Here is a 17,564-nt window from a genome sequence, read left to right on the forward strand (position 1 = left end):
CCTTCTGCGCCTTCTCCTTGGCGTACCGGATTTCGCCTTCTAACGTGTTAAACCACATCATAAATACCGAATTCCAGGAGATCCTGTGGTGGCTTATCGACGTTATTACATTAAGGGGGGAACCTGGTTCTTCACTGTTAACCTTAAAGACCGTAGAAGCATGCACCTAACTGAAAACATAGAATTATTGCGCTACTCTGTCGCTGTTGTTAAACAACATCGCCCCTTTATTATTGATGCCTGGGTGGTGTTGCCTGAACATCTGCATTGCATCTGGACACTACCTCATAATGATGACGATTTTTCTTCACGCTGGAGAGATATCAAAGGCTGTTTTACCAGAACGTTAAAACGACAACCCCTCTGGCAACCGCGCTTCTGGGAGCATGCCATACGCGATGAAGATGATTACCGCCGACACGTTGATTACATCCATATCAATCCACTTAAGCATGGCTGGGTCACCCGGGTGATCGATTGGCCATTTTCAACCTTTCATCGCGATGTCCAGCGCGGGCTATATCCCCCAAATTGGGCTGGCGATAGCTTTGATCTTAGCTGCGGTGAACGCCGATAGCCTCTCCCCGGTGGCGCTGACGCTTACCGGGGCTACAAATCGGCGCCAACCGTAGCCCGGATGAGGCGTTAGCCGCTATCCGGGAAACCTCCCCCGCTGCGAGCGAAACTTCACCCAACTGTAATCTGAACGACATCTCTACCTTCTACTGTCTGGGCAGGACGGAGGAGGAGCCACTATGTTTAGTCTCGACAACGTACTCGATGACCTGTGGCCTCAGGCGAGGCCCGCCCCCTGGCAAAAGAAACTGTTAAAAAAGCTATTTTATGAGGAAGAGTTTCAACAATTTGCCGACCGTCACCGCCACCTGAAGGGGCTTGATACGGTCGAACAGGTGCTGGAATACCTCAATATCCGCTGCGCTATCCCGGCGCACGATCTCGAACAAATCCCCGAATATGGCCCGCTGGTCATTATCGCCAACCACCCCACCGGCACCCTCGATGGCCTGGCGCTCCTGTATGCGGTATCCCGCGTGCGCCGCGATGTCAAAGTGGTCACCAACCGCATGCTCACCCATCTTGAGCCCCTGAGCTCGCTGTTTATCCCGGTGGATAATATTCATGGCCGCACCGCTAAAACGGCGCTGCAGCAGATGGACCAGCAGCTGCAGGCCGGCGGGGTGCTGATCTTCTTCCCGGCGGGGGAAGTCTCCCGCCTCACCCGTCGCGGCATCCGCGATAAAAAATGGCACTCGGGCTTTATTAAGCTGGCGGCAAAATATCGCGCCCCGCTGCTGCCGGCGTGGATTAACGCCCACAACAGCGCCCTGTTTTACGCCAGCACCCTGGTCTCCGACAACCTGCCGCTGCTCCTGCTGATGCAACAGATGTTTCGCCGGCGCAACAGCAGCCTGCCGGTGCGTATCGGCCAGCAGATCCCCTGGTCGAGCTGGTTCGATGCCCAGTCCAGCGCTCGCGAGCTTACCGGCCGCTGCTATCAGCACCTTGACCAGCTGCGCAAAGGGCTGCCGGGGCGGTTTAAAACCGAAAGCGCCATCGCCCGTCCGGAAGACCGGGCGCGGCTTAAACGCGAACTGCACAAGGCTGAATGCCTGGGCCGCACCGCCGACGGCAAAGTGATTTACCTCTGGCAGCGCAACGGCCAGGAGGAGGCGCCGCTGCTGCGCGAGCTGGGACGCCTGCGGGAAATCGCCTTCCGCGCGGTCGGGGAAGGCAGCGGCAAACGGCGGGATATCGACCGGTATGACGACGATTATCTGCATCTGATCCTGTGGGATGAAGAAGATCTGGAAATCGTCGGCGCTTACCGCTTTATGCCGACGGCCATACAGCTGGCAAAGCGCGGCCTGGAGGGGATCTACAGCTCCAGTATCTTCCACTACGACGGGCGGATGGACGACATCCTGCAGCACGGCATTGAGCTGGGGCGCAGCTTTATCCAGCCGCGCTACTGGGGTCGACGCGGGCTGGACTATCTGTGGTCCGGCATCGGCGCTTATCTGGCGCGCTATCCGCACTATCGCTATCTGTTTGGCCCGGTGTCGATTTCTGGCGGGCTGCCGCCCGCCGCTCGCGATCTGCTGGTGGCGTTCTACCGGCTGTGGTTCCCGGCGACGCATCCGCTGGCGGAGTCGCGTCGCCCTTATCCGGCGTCGCTGCCCGACGTGCTGGCGCAGTTTGGCGGGGAGGATTACAACGACGACCTGGCCCGGCTGAAGTCCCTGCTGGGCAATCTCGGCTGCGCGATCCCGCCGCTGTATAAGCAGTACTCGGAAGTGTGCGAGCCGGGCGGAGTGCAGTTTATCGATTTCGGCAGCGATCCGGATTTCAATAACTGCGTGGATGGTCTGGTGCTGGTGGATCTCACCTACCTGAAGGCGAATCGCTATCAGCGCTATATTGGCGCGCATCTGGGTGCGCAAAAATCGGCATAAACGCTTTTTCCCGGCTTGCGGCGCGTTGCGCCTTAGCCGGGCTACGGTTCACCGTTTCCGACGGTTCGGTAGCCCGGAAAAGCCGCGTCAGGCGCCGCCTCCGGGAAGCAGCGGGCAATGCAGCATCCGCTTTTCTCCGCGGCTCGCGGCTGATACAAGCCTTACCCCGCCCGGTAATACGGCTTATCGCCAAGGATCGTCGCCCGGTGCATGATCCGCCGCTGCGGCAGATAGTCGGCGTTGGCGTAATGCTGGGTTACCCGGTTATCCCAGATAGCGACATCGTTCGGCTGCCAGCGCCAGCGCACCTGAAACTCCGGTTTGGTGATATGGGCAAAGAGGAAGCTCAGCAGCGCCGCGCTCTCTTTCTCGGTCACATCGACAATCCGCGTGGTAAAGCCTTCGTTAACGAACAGCGCCTGCTTGCCGGTCACCGGGTGGGTACGCACCACCGGGTGCAGCAGCGGCGGATGCTTCGCCACCGCCTCCTGCCAGCGCCGATGCTCGGCTTCCGTGTGGTTGTACTTATACTCCTGGAACGATTTACGGAAATCGTGTTCCGCATGCAGGCCGCTCAGCAGCTGCCGGAAGGGCTCTGACAGCGCCTCCCAGGCGGCGATACCGCTGGTCCACAGAGTGTCCCCGCCGGTCGTCGGCAACTCTTTCGCCGCCAGAATAGCGCCGGCGGGCGGCGTGTCGATAAAGGTGACATCGGTATGCCAGTTGTCATTATCCGGCGGATTATCGTTGTGGGTATCGAGGACGATAATCTCCTCCACGCCAGGGGCGTGAGGGTAGACCGGATGGATATGCAGGTCGCCAAACCGCAGCGCCAGGTCGCGCTGTTGCGCCGGGGTGATATTTTGCTCGCGCAGGAATACCACCTGATGACGCAGCACCGCGTGATACAGCTGTTCAAACTGGTTGTCGCTCAACGGACGGGTTAAATCCGCCCCGGTCACCTGCGCGCCAATATACGGCCCCAGCGGGGTAATGCTCAGACGTTCACTCATTGTACTTCTCCATGCCAGGGCGTCAGGCGCCGCTGCAGCGCGCGCAGACCCAGTTCCAGTAAAAAGGCGATAATGGCAATCACCGCGATCCCCGCCAGCACCACATCGGTGGCGAGAAACTCGCCGGCGGACTGCACCATAAACCCTAACCCGCGGGTGGCGGCGATCAGCTCAGCGGCCACCAGCGTTGACCAACCGACGCCAAGACCAATGCGCAGCCCGGTGAGGATCTCCGGCAGCGCGCCGGGCAGGATCACCAGCCACAGCACCTGCGCCCGGCTGGCGCCCAGCGAACGGGCGGCGCGAATCCGCACCTGCTGCGCGCTTTTTACCCCCGCCAGCGCCGACATCGCTACCGGGGCGAAAATCGCCAGGTAGATCAGCAGGATCTTCGACGTTTCACCGATGCCAAACCAGATCACCATCAGCGGTAAGTAGGCCAGCGGCGGCACCGGCCGATAAAGCTCGATCAGCGGATCGAGGATCCCGCGCACCGTTGAGTTGAGCCCCATGGCGATCCCCACCGGCACGCCGATCAGCACAGCCGCCAGCAGAGCGATAACGATCCGCGTCAGGCTCGCCGCCAGGTGCTGCCAGAGCGTCGCATCCATAAAGCCCTGCGGCCCGGCGATAGTGATAAGCTTCTGCAGCACCTGGCCCGGCGGCGGCAGAAACAGCGGGCTAATCAGCTGCAGCGCCGCGACCGCCCACCAGACGGCCAGCAACACCGCCAGGGTCGCCACGCTGAGGGTGAGCTGACGGGAGAGCGGCCAGCGCCACTTCAGCGTCAGTTGACGCGGTTTGTCGTTCAGTACCACGCTCATGAGAAAGCCTCCCGTTGGTCAAACACCCGGCTCAGAATGTATTCCCGCTGTTCAATAAACCGCGGGTCGGATTTGATGCTGCGGCAGGGTTCGCCCGCGACAAAGCGGCGGCTGAAATCCAGCGGCAGCCGCTCCACCACCCGCCCCGGCCCCTGCGACAACAGCACCAGCTCGGTCGCCATAAAGATGGCCTCTTCAATGTCATGGGTGATGAGCAGCACCTGTTTGCCGGTCTCATGCCAGAGGGTCAGCAGCAGCGTTTGCATCTGCTCGCGGGTAAAGGCGTCAAGCGCGCCGAAGGGCTCATCCAGCAGCAACAGCTGCGGATTCGCCGCCAGCGCCCGGGCGATGCCCACCCGCTGGCGTTGACCGCCGGACAGCTGCCAGATAAAGCGCTTTTCCGCCCCTTCGAGGCCGACTTTTTTCAGCATCTGCGCCGCCGCTTGCCGGCGCTGCGCTTTATCCACGCCCGCCAGCTGCAGCCCCAGCGCCACGTTATCCTGCACATTGCGCCATGGCAGCAGGCCTTCGTTCTGGAAGACCACGCCGCGCTCTGCGCCCGGCCCGGTCACCCGCTGACCTTCGAGGGTGATGCTGCCGTGCTGATAGGGCACGAATCCGGCAATCAGGTTCAGCAGGGTAGTTTTACCGCAGCCCGAAGGCCCCAGCACCACCAGCAGCTCCCCACTCTCCAGCGTCAGGTTGATATCCGCCAGCGCCGGTTTACCGCCATAGTCGGCGGAAAGATGCGAGATTTGCAGCATCGCCGCCTCCTTTACTTCACGAAACGGTCAGTAACGTACTGACGATAATCGGTTCCCGCCGCGGGCACTTTGCCCTGCTCTTTCAGAAAGCGCGCGGTATCGACGATGGCCTGATTGACCGGCCCGTTCAGCGCCTGCGCCTGCTCAGCGGCGGTCAGGTAGGTGTTCCCCTTCACCAGCCCCGGGACATCGGCTTCCGGCACGCCGCTCAGGCGCGCCAGCTTGCTGATGTTGTCCGGCTGCTTCAGCCACTCATCCGGGTTGGCGATGTAGGGCTGCTGGGCGTCGATGGCGCTTTTAGCAAACGCTTTGACGATCTCCGGATGCTGCTCGGCGAAGTCCTTACGGACCACCCAGACGTCGAGGGTCGGTGCGCCCCACTCCCCGACCTGCGCGGAATCGGTCAGCACCTTGCCCTCTTTTTCCAGTTCGTTAACCGCTGGCGCCCAGACGTAAGCCCCGTCGATATCCCCGCGCTGCCAGGCGGCGATAATCGCCGGCGGCTGCAGGTTAATAATCTGCACCTGGCCCGGCTTGATGCCCCAGTGTTTGAGCGCCGACAGCAGGCTGTAGTGGGTGGTGGAGATAAACGGCACGGCGATGCGCTTGCCGATCAGATCTTCCGGTTTGGTGATGCTTTTCTTCACCACCAGCGCTTCGGAGTTGCCGAGCTTTGAGGCGAGCAGGAACACTTCAATCGGCACCTGCTGGCTGGCGGCCACCGCCAGCGGGCTGGAGCCGATATTGCCGATCTGCACATCGCCGGAGGCCAGGGCGCGCACCACGCTGGCGCCGCTGTCAAATTTCCGCCAGTCGACGGTCGCCCCGCTGGTTTTGGCGAAGGTGTTGTCCGCCTGGGCGACTTTCGCCGGCTCAGCGGAGGTTTGATACGCCACGGTCACATTGACCGCCTGCGCCTGGAAGGCGGCGACGGCCAGTGCCGCCAGAAGAGTAATTCGCGATGTGAATGCCATAATGTCTGCTTCCCCTGAGTTGTTATAGGTGCAGTATTTCCGGCATCAGGATGGAGATGAAGTAATTAAAAATTCTGGCTAATAGCGAATCGTTTTTAGAACAAAAGCGGGAAAGGATAGTTGATTTTGCGCGGTGGATTGGCGGCAGAGGGTTGGCGCCGGGTGGCGGCTACGCCTTGCCCGGCCTACAGATCGCGCAAGGTGTAGGCCGGGTAAGCGCAGCGCCACCCGGCACAAAACTCAGCGCTTCGCGTTAAGCTCAGCGATATCCTTCGGCGTGGTGCGGCAGCAGCCGCCGATCAGCCTCGCCCCGGCCGCCAGCCACTGCGGCAGATAATCCGTCAGGCTGGCGCAGGCTTCGCCATGATGGTGCCAGGTCTTGCTCACCGCATCATAATGTTCGCCGGAGTTAGGATAGACCACCAGCGGCAGCGCCGTCAGGCTGTGCAGATGCGCCAGCGCCGCGGGCGTATTTTCCAGCGCGATACAGTTGATGCCCACCGCCACCACCTGCGGGTTATCCGCCAGGGCGGCCATCACCTCGCGCAGCGGCGTGCCATCACTGAGATGTTCGGCGTCGCGCAGCGTGAAGGAGTACCAGGCGCGGGCGCGGGGATACTCCTGCAGCAGGGCTGTCAGGGCCTGGATCTCGGCGAATGACGGCAGGGTTTCACAGGCCAGCAGGTCGGCGCCCGCATCCAGCAGCGCTTCGACGCGCGGGCGGTGGAAGGCCTGGAACTCTGCCGCGCTGCGCTGATAATCGCCGCGATACTCCGAGCCGTCGGCGAGAAAGGCGCCATACGGCCCCACCGAACCGGCGACCAGCAGCGTGCCGGCCTGCGGATTCTCGGCGAGGTACGCCTCGCGCGCTTTGCGCGCCAGCTCGACGCTTTTGCCGATCAGCGCCCGGGACTGCGCATCATCCAGGCCGCGCGCGGCAAAGCCGGCGGGAGTGGCCTGATAGCTGGCGGTGATCGCCACCTGCGCTCCGGCGCGAAAGTAGTCGAGATGCACATCGCGGATCAGCTGCGGATTTTCCAGCAGCACTTTCGCCGACCACAGGCTGTCAGCCAGATCGCAGCCGCGGGCCTCCAGCTCGGTGGCCATGGCGCCGTCCAGCAGCACAAAAGGCTGGGCGGCAAGCAGGGCGGTAAACGGATTAGTCTGCGACATGTTGAGGCTCCTGAGTCATTTTCCGTGAACGAGTAAGATACCAGGCACCATAGCACAGGGCCACAAAGGGGATCCCGCACCACAGCGCAATTCTCTGGCTCGGGTCAAAAGCGAGGCCCACGCAGGCCACCAGGCACAGCACAAAGCCCAGAATCGGCACCACCGGATACCAGGGGGCGCGATACTGCAGATCGCTCAGCGCCTTACCCTGCTGCAGATGGCGGCGGCGGAACATAAAGTGCGAGGCGCAGATGCTCAACCACACCGCCACCACCGCAAAGCCGGAGATCGCCGACAGCGCCACAAACACCGTATCGGGCGCCACCACGCTGGAGAACAGCGCCAGCACGCCGCCCAGCGTACTCACCGACAGCGCGGTCACCGGCACGCCCCGTTTATTGACTTTGGCAAAGCAGGCCGGCAGCGTCTTCTCGTTCGACAGCGACCACAGCATCCGCCCGGAAGCGTACAGGCCGGAGTTGGCCGCCGAGAGGATCGCCGTCAGGATCACGAAGTTGAAAATATCCGCCGCGTAAGGGATGCCCACCTTTTCAAACACCAGCACGAAGGGGCTTTTCTCCACCCCCGCCTGTTGCATCGGGATCAGCGCCGCCAGCACAAACACGGTGCCGATAAAGAAAATAATCAGCCGGGCGATGGTGGTGCGGATGGCGACCGGAATGACCTTATGCGGGTTTTCCGTTTCTCCGGCGGCAATGCCGATAAGCTCCGTCCCGGAGAAGGCGAAGTTCACCGCCACCATGGTCATCAGGATCGGCAGGCCGCCGTGCGGGAACCAGCCTTCGGCGGTGAGATTGCGCAGGCCCGGCGCCGGGGAGCCATCCTGCATCGGAATGATGCCGAAAATGGCCGCGCCGCCGAGAATAATAAACGCGATGATAGTGATCACTTTCACCAGCGAGAACCAGAACTCGCCTTCGGCGAAGAAGCGGGTCGAAATGATGTTAAGACCGAAAATCACCGCGCAGAACACCACGCACCAGATCCAGACCGGCACCTGCGGGAACCAGTACTGCATACAGAAGCCGGCGGCGGTGAAGCTCGAACCCAGCGCCACCGTCCACGTCAGCCAGTAGAGCCACGCCACGGTATAGCCCGTCGCCGGGCCAAGGTAGCGCGCCGCGTAAACGTGGAAGGCGCCGGTCTCCGGCATCGCCACCGACAGTTCGCCGAGGCACTGCATCACCAGCCAGACCACCAGGGCGCCAATCAGATACGCCAGCAGCGTTCCGGCCGCGCCGGTGGTGGAGATGATATAGCCGGTATTAAAGAACAGGCCGGTGCCAATCACGCCGCCCAGCGACAGCATGATCAGATGGCGCGTTTTCATGGTGCGCTTCAGTTGCCCACCTTGTTGTTGTGTTGTGCTTTGCATTTTATTTTCTCACGCCAGCCCGCTTGCCCGGGCCATGATGCGTATAAACGTATAGACATCTAAACATCCAAAAGAAGAAGTGTTATACCGTGCCACCGCGGAAAAAGCAAAGCCGCTGCACCAGGTCGCGCGCCGACAGCGTGCAGCCTGCCCCATTTTTGCGCAGCGCCGGTGAGCGCGCCACGGGCTGGCGCCTCATCGCGGCGGACAACGTTCTGGCACTCTCTTTGCAGCCTGTCGTTCAGAACCTTTCTATCTGGCGAGGCAACACGTATGACAGAGCACACCACCACCTTAAAAAGAACGCTCGGCAGTTTTCGTTTATGGGGGATCGCCGTCGGACTGGTGATATCCGGGGAGTACTTCGGCTGGAGCTACGGCTGGTCGCAGGCGGGCACGATGGGGTTTATGGTCGTCGCCCTGGCGGTCGCCGCCATGTACTGCGCCTTTATTTTCAGCTTTACCGAGCTGACCACCGCCATCCCGCACGCTGGCGGCCCTTTCGCCTACGCCTACCGCGCCTTCGGGCCCACCGGCGGCTTTATCGCCGGTTTTGCCACTCTGATTGAATTCGTCTTCGCCCCGCCGGCCATCGCCATGGCCATCGGCGCCTACCTCAACGTGCAGTTTCCGGCGCTGGATCCGAAGTGGGTCGCCTGCGGCGCTTACGTGATCTTTATGACGCTCAATATCCTCGGCGTCGGCATCGCCGCCACCTTCGAGCTGATCGTCACCCTGCTGGCCATCTTCGAGCTGCTGGTGTTTATGGGCGTGGTCGCCCCCGGCTTCTCCTGGAGCCACTTCACCGCCAACGGCTGGGCGGGCGCGGAAAGCTTTAGCGGCCTGGCGCTGCCGGGGATGTTCGCCGCCATTCCGTTCGCCATCTGGTTCTTCCTCGCCATTGAGGGGGCTTCCATGGCCGCCGAAGAGGCCAAAGATCCGCAGCGCACCATTCCGCGCGCCCTGGGCGGCGGCATTCTGACGCTGACGGTGCTGGCGATCGGCGTGATGGTCTTCGCCGGCGGCGTCGGCGACTGGCGCGCGCTGTCCAATATCAACGACCCGCTGCCTCAGGCGATGAAGACGGTAGTGGGCAACGGCAGCGGCTGGCTGCATATGCTGGTATGGCTGGGGCTGTTTGGCCTCGTCGCCTCCTTCCACGGCATCATTATGGGCTACTCGCGGCAGATCTACTCCCTCGCCCGCGCCGGCTATCTGCCCGCCGGGCTGGCCTCCCTCAACCGCCGCACCCGCACCCCGCATCTGGCGATCCTCGCCGGCGGCGTGGTGGGTATCGCCGCGATCTTCTCCGACTCGCTGATCACCATCAGCGGTATGCCGTTGACCGCCTGCATCGTCACCATGTCGGTATTTGGGGCTATTGTTATGTATATCACTTCCATGGCGGCGTTGTTCAAACTGCGCCGTAGCGAGCCGAAGCTGATCCGTCCGTTCCGCGCGCCGCTCTACCCACTGGCGCCGGCCTTTGCCCTCGGCATGGCGGTGATCTGCCTGGTGGCGATGGTCTGGTATAACCTGCTGCTGGCGCTGATTTTCGCGGCGATGATGCTCGGCGGCTACCTGTGGTTCCGCAAAACCGCAGCGGCCCGTGAACGGGCGCCACTGGATCCTCAACTGCGCACGGTCTCCTGAGGAGGCGGCATGTATAAAACCACGCTATCGGGCCAGGTATGGCGCTTTGATAGTCTGAAAACGCTGATGGCGAAAGCGTCGCCGGCCCGCTCCGGCGACGCCCTGGCGGGCGTTATCGCCCACTCGGCCGAAGAGCGGATGGCGGCGAAAATGACCCTCGCCGAGGTGCCGCTGACCGACATTCTCGACAACCCGCTTATCCCCTACGAGCAGGACGAAGTGACCCGCCTGATCCTCGACACCCATGATGCGCAGGGCTTTGCCGCCCTGCGTCACCTGACGGTCGGCGATTTCCGCGACTGGCTGCTGGACGATGCCACCGATACCGCCACGCTGCAGCGGGTCGCCCGCGCTATCACCCCGGAGATGGCGGCGGCGGTAAGCAAGCTGATGCGCAATCAGGATCTGATCCTCGCCGCCAGCAAATGTCAGGTGGTGACGCGCTTTCGCAACACCATCGGCCTGCCCGGCCACCTCAGCGTGCGCCTGCAGCCCAATCATCCCACCGATGACCTGAAAGGCATCGCCGCCAGTATGCTCGACGGACTGCTGTACGGCGCCGGGGATGCGGTGATCGGCATCAACCCGGCCAGCGACAGCTTACCGGTGCTGGCGCAGCTGAACGTGATGCTGGACGATATTATCCAGCGCTTCGCCATTCCCACCCAGTCCTGCATTCTGACCCACGTCACCAATACGCTGCAGCTGATTGAGCGCGGCGCGCCGGTGGATCTGGTGTTTCAGTCGGTGGCGGGAACCGAAGCGGCCAACAGCGGCTTCGGCATCAACCTTGCCATGCTGCAGGAGGCCCGCGAGGCGGCCCTCAGCCTCGGTCGCGGCACCCTCGGCAACAATGTAATGTATTTTGAGACCGGCCAGGGGAGCTGCCTGTCGGCCAACGCCCACCACGGCGTCGACCAGCAGACCTGCGAGGCGCGGGCCTACGCCGTCGCCCGCCACTTTGAACCGTTGCTGGTCAATACGGTGGTCGGCTTTATCGGTCCGGAGTATCTCTACGACGGTAAGCAGATTATTCGCGCCGGGCTGGAGGATCACTTCTGCGGCAAACTGATGGGCCTGCCGATCGGCTGCGACGTCTGCTATACCAACCATGCGGAAGCGGATCAGGATGATATGGACACCCTGCTGACCCTGCTGTGCGCCGCCGGGCTCACCTTCCTGATCGGCGTGCCAGGGGCGGACGATATCATGCTTAATTACCAGAGCACCTCGTTCCATGACGCGCTCTACGCCCGTCGTCTGCTGGGCTTAAAGCATGCCCCGGAGTTCGCCGACTGGCTGGCGAAGATGCAAATTATCGATCCGCACGGCGCGCTGCGGCTCACCGACGCCCGCCATCCGCTGCTGTCCGTTCTGCCGCAAGGAGCCCCCGTATGAACCGTCCCGACGCCTGGAACCCGCTGCGTGAATTTACCGATGCGCGGATCGCCCTGGGCCGCAGCGGCGCCAGCCTGCCGACCCGCGAAGTCCTTAACTTTGGTCTGGCCCACGCCAGAGCGCGGGACGCCATTCATCAGCCGTTCGCCAGCCAGCAGCTGGTGGCGCCGCTGGCGGCGCTCGGCCTCGACACCCTGACGGTGCACAGCGCCGCGCCGGACCGTCATACCTATCTGCGGCGCCCGGATCTCGGGCGTCAGCTCGCCGACGAGAGTCGCGCCGACCTCGCCGCCAGCGGCGTCCGCCCCGCCGACCTGCTGCTGGTGATCGGCGACGGCCTCTCTTCCTGGGCGGTAGAGCGTCAGGCGGTGCCGTTGATCCGCGCCCTGCTGCCCTGGCTGCAGACGCTGGGGATCGGCCTGGCGCCGGTGGTGCTGGCCCATCAGTCGCGGGTGGCGCTGGGGGATGATATTGGCGAAACCCTGAAAGCCCGCGCGGTGGCGATCCTGATTGGCGAACGACCGGGCCTCTCCTCGCCGGACAGCCTCGGCGTCTACCTCACCTGGCAGCCCCATCGGCAGCGGCTGGAGTCAGAGCGCAACTGTATCTCCAATATTCGCCCGGAAGGGCTGAGCCATGACGCCGCCGCCTTTAAACTGGCCTGGCTGCTGGAGCAGGCTTTTTTACGACGGCTTACCGGCGTGCGCCTGAAAGATGAAAGCGATAATCCGGCGCTGCATGGAAAAATAAAACCATTGACCCCTTTAAAATAATAAGTCACGCGAGCCGAAGAATAGATTTTTAATATTACCTGGCGCACCTGAATATTATATTCGGGTGCGCTGAAATCGCCCGGCGGCGCTTCGCTGGCGCGAGCCTGTGGAAACCGTTCAACCGGTTTATATTGCTTTTTTTCCAGGCCGGATAAGGCGCCAGTCGCCCCCCGGCAAAATACGTTCAGCGTATCAAAAGCCGTGTTGTCACCAGCCTTATGCCCTTGCCTGCAGGTAATAAGAATATTGCATGAGTAAAAACGAAACGGACGTTGTAAGGTAATTCAGCGCCTTAAAAATACCCGTCATACTTTAAGTTGCATGTGCGTTGGCTGCGTTCTCTCCCCCCAGTCACTGACTTCTGCAAGCGCCTGGGAAATCGCTCACATGCCACCTTCATGCGACTCGAATTATTTAGGGTATATATCTCGTTATCTATTCAACATAACAGCCAATAATTCGCCAGATACGCTGGCGAATTATTCCTCAATGTTATGCAGTCATTGATGGTTAAAGATAAATAATCGACCGACGGAGAAATACCAATGAAATCGTTTTCCGGGAAAGCGTCTTTAATGGCCACGCTGGTAGCCGCGCTGGCCGGCGCGAGCAGCGCGCAGGCAGCGGAAATTAAAATCGGGGTGGTATTACCCCTGAGCGGCGCCCTCAGCGGCTATGGTCAGCCGTCGCAGAAAGGGCTGGACATTATTCAGACCATCACCCCGACGTTAAAAAATGGCGATACCATCAAGCTTATCGTTATCGATGATAAAAGCGACAAAGTCGAAGCGGCCAACGCCATGCAGCGGCTGGTCTCCAGCGATAAAGTGGATGCCGTGATCGGGGAAGTTACCTCCTCCAACACCCTGGCGATGACCAAGATCGCCGACGACAGCAAAACGCCGCTGGTCTCCTCCACCGCCACCAACGACCGCGTCACCCGCAACCATCCGTACGTCAGCCGGGTCTGCTTCTCGGACAGCTTCCAGGGGGTGGTCGGGGCCAATCTGGCCTCCCGCGATCTGAAAGCCAAAACCGCCGCCATCGTGTTTGACAGTAGCAACGATTACTCCGTCGGCCTGGCGAAAGCGTTCCGCACCCAGTTCCTGAAAAACGGCGGCACCATTCCCATCGAGGTACAGGCCCCGGGCGGCAGCAAGGACTTTAAAGCCCAGCTGGCGAGCGTCAAGGCGAAGAATGTCGACATGATTTATATGCCGATCTACTACACCGAAGGGGCGCTGATTGCCGTCCAGTCAAAACAGCTGGGGCTCAACAAACCGGTGGTGGGCGGCGACGGTCTGGCCGCGGATCAGGTCTTCTTCGATGTGGGTAAAGACGCGGTCAACGGCTATATGACCACCGATTACTACTCGCCGAACGCCAAAGAGCAGACCCCGGCCGGGGAAACCTTCATCAAAGCCTGGGAAGCCAAATACCAGCAGCCGACCCATACCTGGGGCGCAATGGCGGCGGACGCCTATAACGTCATCGTCAACGCCATGAACCAGTGCAGCGATCCCCACGATCGGGTCTGCGTGAATGAAAAAATCCGCGCCACCAAAGATTTCCAGGGCGTGACCGGCACGCTGACGTTACAGAACGGCGACGCCATTCGCAGCGCGGTCATCAACGAAGTGAAAGATGGCAAGCTGGCGTTTCGTACCGTGGTTAACCCTTAAGTTGTGACGAGGCTACAAAATGGACGGCGCCATTTTTCTCCAGCAAGTGGTCAATGGAATGAGTCTTGGGGGCATGTACGCCCTGATTGCCATCGGTTATACGATGGTTTATGGCGTGCTAAGGCTGATCAACTTCGCCCATGCGGACGTGATGATGGTCGGCGCGTTTAGTACGCTGTTTTTATTTTCTTCGGTTGGGCTACCCTTCGGGGTAGCCGTTTTCCTGACTCTCGGGCTGTGCGGCCTGTTTGGCATGCTGATTGACCGGGTCGCCTATCGTCCGCTGCGCCAGGCCTCGAAAATTTCCATGCTGATCACCGCCATCGGCGTCAGCTTCTTCCTCGAAAACCTGTTTAATGTGCTGTTTGGCGGCAGCTCGCGCTTCTTCTCCGCCCCTGACTTTTTCAACCAGACCCGGGCCTTCGGCAGCGTCATCATTACCAACGTGGCGTGGATTGTGCCGCTGATCACCGTCCTGCTGCTGCTGGCGATCCTCTGGCTGCTGTACCGCACCCGCTATGGAATGGCGATCCGCGCGGTAGCCTTTGACGTCAACACCGTGCGTCTGATGGGCATTGACGCCAACCGGATCATCTCCCTGGTCTTCGCCCTCGGCAGCAGCCTCGCGGCGCTCGGCGGCGTGTTCTACTCCATCAGCTACCCGACGATCGATCCCCTGATGGGCGTGCTTATCGGCCTGAAGGCCTTCGCCGCCGCCGTGCTGGGCGGGATCGGCAGCGTCACCGGCGCGGTGCTGGGCGGCTTTATCCTCGGTTTTACCGAGGTGGTCGCGGTGGCGATCTTCCCCGAACTGGGCGGCTATAAAGACGCTTTCGCCTTCCTGTTCTTGATTCTGGTCCTCTTGTTCCGCCCGGTCGGCATTATGGGCGACGAACGTCTGGAAAGGAGCCGTTTCTGATGCTCAACGCGACGACCACCGCCGGGGCGCAGCTGCGCAACCTGGCCATTATTGTCATCTGTATCGCGCTGCTGGCCGGAATCAACGTGGTTTTCAATGACTACATTGTTCGCGTCATCAGCACCATTTTTATCTTTATGATCCTCGCGGTCAGCTACAACCTGATCAACGGCGTGACCGGCCAGCTGTCGCTGGAGCCGAACGGCTTCGTGGCGGTGGGCGCCTACGTCACCGCTCTGCTGATCCTCTCCAGCGACAGCAAGGTAGACATGTTTGAAATGGCCGCCCCCAGCCCGTGGATCCTCAGCCTGCACGCGGGCTTCCTCCCCGCCCTGCTGATAAGCGGCCTGTGCGCGGCGGCGCTGGCGGTGTGCCTCGCTGTGCCGGTCTTCCGGGTGCGCGGCGACTACCTGGCCATCGTCACCCTCGGCTTCGGGTTTATCATCAAGATCCTCGCCATTAACAACCCGCAAATCACCAACGGCGCCATCGGGCTGAACGATATTCCGCAGCAGCCGCATCTCCTGTTCTGGTGCGGCCTGTTCGCCCTGCTGGCTACCGGCATGATCCTCCAGCTGGTGTGGTCGAAGTATGGCCGGATGATGAAAGCCATTCGCGACGATGAAGATGCGGCGATCGCCATGGGGGTCAACACCTTCCGCATTAAAACCTGCGCCTTCGCCACCAGCGCCTTCTTCGAAGGGATCGGCGGCGGTCTGCTGGCTTCCCTGCTGACCACCATTTCCCCGGGGCTGTTCGACTTTATGCTCACCTTCCAGCTGCTGATTATTATCGTCCTCGGCGGGCTCGGCAGCACCACCGGCGCCCTGCTCGGCACCGTGCTGGTGGTCGGCAGCGGCGAGTGGCTGCGCTTTCTCGACCAGCCGCTGCAGTTCTTCGGTCACGATCTCGGCGCCTATCCGGGCCTGAGAATGGTGGTCTTCTCCCTGCTGCTGCTGATCATCATGCTTTTCGCCCGCGAAGGGCTGCTGGGGAAAAAAGAGATTTGGCAGATGGGAAGAAGGAACACCAGCTATGGCGGAAAATAAAATCATCCTGCAGGTGCAGGACGTCACCATGCAGTTTGGCGGCCTGCGGGCCATCGACAACGTCAGCTTCCATGTTGATGAAGCGGAGATCTTTGGCCTTATCGGCCCTAACGGCGCGGGCAAGACCACCCTTTTTAACGTCATCACCGCCAACTATAAGCCCACCAGCGGCAGCGTCACCCTCGCGGGCGCCTCGCTGAAGGGGCTAAAGCCCAACCAGGTGGTCAACGCCGGGATCGCCCGCACCTTCCAGAATATCCGGCTGTTTAACTCGATGACGGTGCTGGAGAACGTGATGGTTGGACTCGACCGCGCCAGCCGCTACTCGCTGCTGGAGGCGGCCCTGCACATTGGCCGCTACTTTCCGGCCGAGCGGGCGGCGAAGGCCAAAGCGATGGCCATTCTGGAAGACATCGGCATCGCCCACTTCGCCCATATGCAGGCCACGAACCTGAGCTATGGCAACCAGCGCAAAGTGGAGATCGCCCGCGCGCTGGCCACCTCGCCGAAGCTGCTGCTGCTCGATGAGCCGGCCGCCGGGATGAACCCAAAGGAGACCGAGGATCTGGCGGAGCTGATCTTCCGCATGCGCCATGACTATCAGCTCAGCGTCCTGTTAATCGAGCACGATATGCCCTTCGTCAACCGCCTGTGCGAACGGGTGATGGTCCTGGAGTATGGTAAGCCATTGTTCAGCGGCCTGATGGCCGAGGCGATCCAGCATCCGGACGTCATTTCCGCTTATCTGGGAGAAGCCAATTATGCTTAACGCCAGAGAACTGAAGGTCTTTTACGGCGTGATCCAGGGGCTGAAAGGCGTCGATATCGATGTTTATGACCGGGAGATCGTCACCCTGATCGGCAGCAATGGCGCCGGTAAAACCTCCACCCTCAATGGGATCGTCAACCTGGTGCGCTCCAGCGGGCGCGTCAGCTTCCTCAACGACGATATCTCGCGCAGCCAGACCCACCAGATCGTACGTCGCGGGCTGGCGCTGGTGCCGGAGGGACGCCGGGTCTTTACCAACCTGACCATCGAAGAGAACCTGCGCATGGGCGCTTACAATAATCTCGCCGGCTACACCCGCCTGCGCGATCGTATGTACGCCCTCTTTCCACGGCTCAAGGAGCGGCGCCATCAGATGGCGGGCACCATGAGCGGCGGCGAGCAGCAGATGCTGGCCATCGCCCGGGCGCTGATGAGCGAGCCGGTGTTATTGATGCTGGATGAACCAAGCCTCGGGCTGGCGCCGAAAATTGTCGGCGAGCTGTTCGGCATCATTAAGCAACTGCGCGAAGAGAATATGACGGTGCTGCTGGTGGAGCAGAATGCGACGGCCGCGCTGGCGATCGCCGATCGGGCGTATGTCCTGGAGAATGGCCGGATCACCTTGTCAGGCGCGGCGCGGGAGATGCTGACTAACCCGGAAATTAAGCGGATGTATCTGGGGGGATAAGGGTGGTTAAAACTG

Annotated in this window: 18 protein-coding genes; 10 read left to right on the top strand and 8 right to left on the bottom strand. The window is 61.3% G+C overall.

The genetic code is table 11. The features are described 5' to 3' along the window. Positions 1–85: 85 nt before the first annotated feature. Positions 86–577 carry an REP-associated tyrosine transposase gene (locus ACOI6Z_RS12060; RefSeq protein WP_072013399.1) on the top strand — a complete coding sequence of 164 codons (492 nt, stop codon included), beginning with the start codon at positions 86–88 and terminating at the stop codon, positions 575–577. Between the two features lie 178 nt (positions 578–755). Continuing rightward, on the top strand, positions 756–2,474 hold the full coding sequence (locus tag ACOI6Z_RS12065) for a lysophospholipid acyltransferase family protein (protein WP_065812703.1): 1,719 nt from the start codon (positions 756–758) through the stop codon (positions 2,472–2,474). A 161-nt stretch (positions 2,475–2,635) separates the two neighbouring features. Here ACOI6Z_RS12065 and tauD read toward each other — a convergent pair whose 3' ends face one another. The 7 genes from tauD to ACOI6Z_RS12100 form a co-directional block, all read right to left on the bottom strand. Continuing rightward, complete coding sequence (tauD, locus tag ACOI6Z_RS12070) at positions 2,636–3,487, bottom strand: taurine dioxygenase (RefSeq protein ID WP_023288563.1); 852 nt, start codon at positions 3,485–3,487, stop codon at positions 2,636–2,638. Then, positions 3,484–4,311 carry a taurine ABC transporter permease TauC gene (gene tauC, locus ACOI6Z_RS12075; RefSeq protein ID WP_032453385.1) on the bottom strand — a complete coding sequence of 276 codons (828 nt, stop codon included), beginning with the start codon at positions 4,309–4,311 and terminating at the stop codon, positions 3,484–3,486. The genes tauD and tauC overlap by 4 nt, the downstream gene beginning before the upstream one ends. Further along, positions 4,308–5,075 (bottom strand): taurine ABC transporter ATP-binding subunit, encoded by a 768-nt coding sequence (gene tauB, locus ACOI6Z_RS12080; RefSeq protein ID WP_065812704.1) that lies wholly within the window; start codon positions 5,073–5,075, stop codon positions 4,308–4,310. Before tauB ends, tauC begins: the two co-directional genes overlap by 4 nt. An 11-nt stretch (positions 5,076–5,086) precedes the next feature. Further along, positions 5,087–6,049, bottom strand: coding sequence for a taurine ABC transporter substrate-binding protein (gene tauA, locus ACOI6Z_RS12085; RefSeq protein ID WP_023288560.1), 963 nt, complete (start codon positions 6,047–6,049; stop codon positions 5,087–5,089). 240 nt (positions 6,050–6,289) lie between these two features. Then, entirely contained in the window at positions 6,290–7,222 is a 933-nt protein-coding gene (mmuM, locus tag ACOI6Z_RS12090) for a homocysteine S-methyltransferase (RefSeq protein WP_048334135.1), read from the bottom strand. After that, positions 7,209–8,618, bottom strand: a complete 1,410-nt coding sequence (gene mmuP, locus ACOI6Z_RS12095; protein ID WP_420687346.1) for an S-methylmethionine permease — start codon at positions 8,616–8,618, stop codon at positions 7,209–7,211. Before mmuP ends, mmuM begins: the two co-directional genes overlap by 14 nt. A gap of 82 nt (positions 8,619–8,700) precedes the next feature. Next, the gene (locus ACOI6Z_RS12100; RefSeq protein ID WP_072199122.1) at positions 8,701–8,829 is read right to left on the bottom strand and encodes a hypothetical protein; all 129 of its coding nucleotides are present in this window, start codon (positions 8,827–8,829) and stop codon (positions 8,701–8,703) included. A gap of 62 nt (positions 8,830–8,891) precedes the next feature. On the opposite strand from ACOI6Z_RS12100, the gene eat reads away from it, so the two are divergent. The 3 genes from eat to eutC are packed head-to-tail and all read left to right on the top strand — an operon-like array spanning position 8,892 to position 12,442. Then, entirely contained in the window at positions 8,892–10,271 is a 1,380-nt protein-coding gene (gene eat / locus ACOI6Z_RS12105) for an ethanolamine permease (protein ID WP_065812705.1), read from the top strand. A gap of 9 nt (positions 10,272–10,280) precedes the next feature. Continuing rightward, positions 10,281–11,669 (top strand): ethanolamine ammonia-lyase subunit EutB, encoded by a 1,389-nt coding sequence (locus ACOI6Z_RS12110; protein WP_023288556.1) that lies wholly within the window; start codon positions 10,281–10,283, stop codon positions 11,667–11,669. After that, positions 11,666–12,442 (top strand): ethanolamine ammonia-lyase subunit EutC, encoded by a 777-nt coding sequence (gene eutC, locus ACOI6Z_RS12115; protein ID WP_023288555.1) that lies wholly within the window; start codon positions 11,666–11,668, stop codon positions 12,440–12,442. Before ACOI6Z_RS12110 ends, eutC begins: the two co-directional genes overlap by 4 nt. A 439-nt stretch (positions 12,443–12,881) precedes the next feature. Here eutC and ACOI6Z_RS12120 read toward each other — a convergent pair whose 3' ends face one another. Further along, positions 12,882–13,025 (bottom strand): hypothetical protein, encoded by a 144-nt coding sequence (locus ACOI6Z_RS12120; protein WP_032428606.1) that lies wholly within the window; start codon positions 13,023–13,025, stop codon positions 12,882–12,884. Here ACOI6Z_RS12120 and ACOI6Z_RS12125 point away from each other — a divergent pair. From ACOI6Z_RS12125 to ACOI6Z_RS12145, 5 genes are read left to right on the top strand one after another with little or no spacing between them, the layout of a single operon-like run. Beyond that, the gene (locus ACOI6Z_RS12125) at positions 13,018–14,124 is read left to right on the top strand and encodes an ABC transporter substrate-binding protein (RefSeq protein WP_072096492.1); all 1,107 of its coding nucleotides are present in this window, start codon (positions 13,018–13,020) and stop codon (positions 14,122–14,124) included. The two genes, ACOI6Z_RS12120 and ACOI6Z_RS12125, sit on opposite strands and share 8 nt — an antisense overlap. A 19-nt stretch (positions 14,125–14,143) precedes the next feature. After that, positions 14,144–15,043, top strand: a complete 900-nt coding sequence (locus tag ACOI6Z_RS12130; protein WP_002890128.1) for a branched-chain amino acid ABC transporter permease — start codon at positions 14,144–14,146, stop codon at positions 15,041–15,043. After that, the gene (locus ACOI6Z_RS12135; protein ID WP_044521208.1) at positions 15,043–16,092 is read left to right on the top strand and encodes a branched-chain amino acid ABC transporter permease; all 1,050 of its coding nucleotides are present in this window, start codon (positions 15,043–15,045) and stop codon (positions 16,090–16,092) included. The genes ACOI6Z_RS12130 and ACOI6Z_RS12135 overlap by 1 nt, the downstream gene beginning before the upstream one ends. Further along, positions 16,079–16,861, top strand: a complete 783-nt coding sequence (locus ACOI6Z_RS12140; RefSeq protein ID WP_023288553.1) for an ABC transporter ATP-binding protein — start codon at positions 16,079–16,081, stop codon at positions 16,859–16,861. Before ACOI6Z_RS12135 ends, ACOI6Z_RS12140 begins: the two co-directional genes overlap by 14 nt. Further along, the gene (locus ACOI6Z_RS12145) at positions 16,854–17,549 is read left to right on the top strand and encodes an ABC transporter ATP-binding protein (protein ID WP_004204908.1); all 696 of its coding nucleotides are present in this window, start codon (positions 16,854–16,856) and stop codon (positions 17,547–17,549) included. Before ACOI6Z_RS12140 ends, ACOI6Z_RS12145 begins: the two co-directional genes overlap by 8 nt. Positions 17,550–17,564: the final 15 nt, after the last annotated feature.

Source organism: Klebsiella sp. C239 (assembly GCF_048822715.1).
Taxonomy (GTDB): domain Bacteria; phylum Pseudomonadota; class Gammaproteobacteria; order Enterobacterales; family Enterobacteriaceae; genus Klebsiella; species Klebsiella quasipneumoniae.

Excerpts from the sequence above, each read along its gene's own strand:
- ACOI6Z_RS12065 (WP_065812703.1), top strand. The coding sequence starts at position 756 with ATGTTTAGTCTCGACAACGTACTCGATGACCTGTGGCCTCAGGCGAGG.
- tauD (WP_023288563.1), bottom strand. The coding sequence starts at position 3,487 with ATGAGTGAACGTCTGAGCATTACCCCGCTGGGGCCGTATATTGGCGCG.
- tauC (WP_032453385.1), bottom strand. The coding sequence starts at position 4,311 with ATGAGCGTGGTACTGAACGACAAACCGCGTCAACTGACGCTGAAGTGG.
- tauB (WP_065812704.1), bottom strand. The coding sequence starts at position 5,075 with ATGCTGCAAATCTCGCATCTTTCCGCCGACTATGGCGGTAAACCGGCG.
- tauA (WP_023288560.1), bottom strand. The coding sequence starts at position 6,049 with ATGGCATTCACATCGCGAATTACTCTTCTGGCGGCACTGGCCGTCGCC.
- mmuM (WP_048334135.1), bottom strand. The coding sequence starts at position 7,222 with ATGTCGCAGACTAATCCGTTTACCGCCCTGCTTGCCGCCCAGCCTTTT.
- mmuP (WP_420687346.1), bottom strand. The coding sequence starts at position 8,618 with ATGCAAAGCACAACACAACAACAAGGTGGGCAACTGAAGCGCACCATG.
- eat (WP_065812705.1), top strand. The coding sequence starts at position 8,892 with ATGACAGAGCACACCACCACCTTAAAAAGAACGCTCGGCAGTTTTCGT.
- ACOI6Z_RS12110 (WP_023288556.1), top strand. The coding sequence starts at position 10,281 with ATGTATAAAACCACGCTATCGGGCCAGGTATGGCGCTTTGATAGTCTG.
- eutC (WP_023288555.1), top strand. The coding sequence starts at position 11,666 with ATGAACCGTCCCGACGCCTGGAACCCGCTGCGTGAATTTACCGATGCG.
- ACOI6Z_RS12125 (WP_072096492.1), top strand. The coding sequence starts at position 13,018 with ATGGCCACGCTGGTAGCCGCGCTGGCCGGCGCGAGCAGCGCGCAGGCA.
- ACOI6Z_RS12130 (WP_002890128.1), top strand. The coding sequence starts at position 14,144 with ATGGACGGCGCCATTTTTCTCCAGCAAGTGGTCAATGGAATGAGTCTT.
- ACOI6Z_RS12135 (WP_044521208.1), top strand. The coding sequence starts at position 15,043 with ATGCTCAACGCGACGACCACCGCCGGGGCGCAGCTGCGCAACCTGGCC.
- ACOI6Z_RS12140 (WP_023288553.1), top strand. The coding sequence starts at position 16,079 with ATGGCGGAAAATAAAATCATCCTGCAGGTGCAGGACGTCACCATGCAG.
- ACOI6Z_RS12145 (WP_004204908.1), top strand. The coding sequence starts at position 16,854 with ATGCTTAACGCCAGAGAACTGAAGGTCTTTTACGGCGTGATCCAGGGG.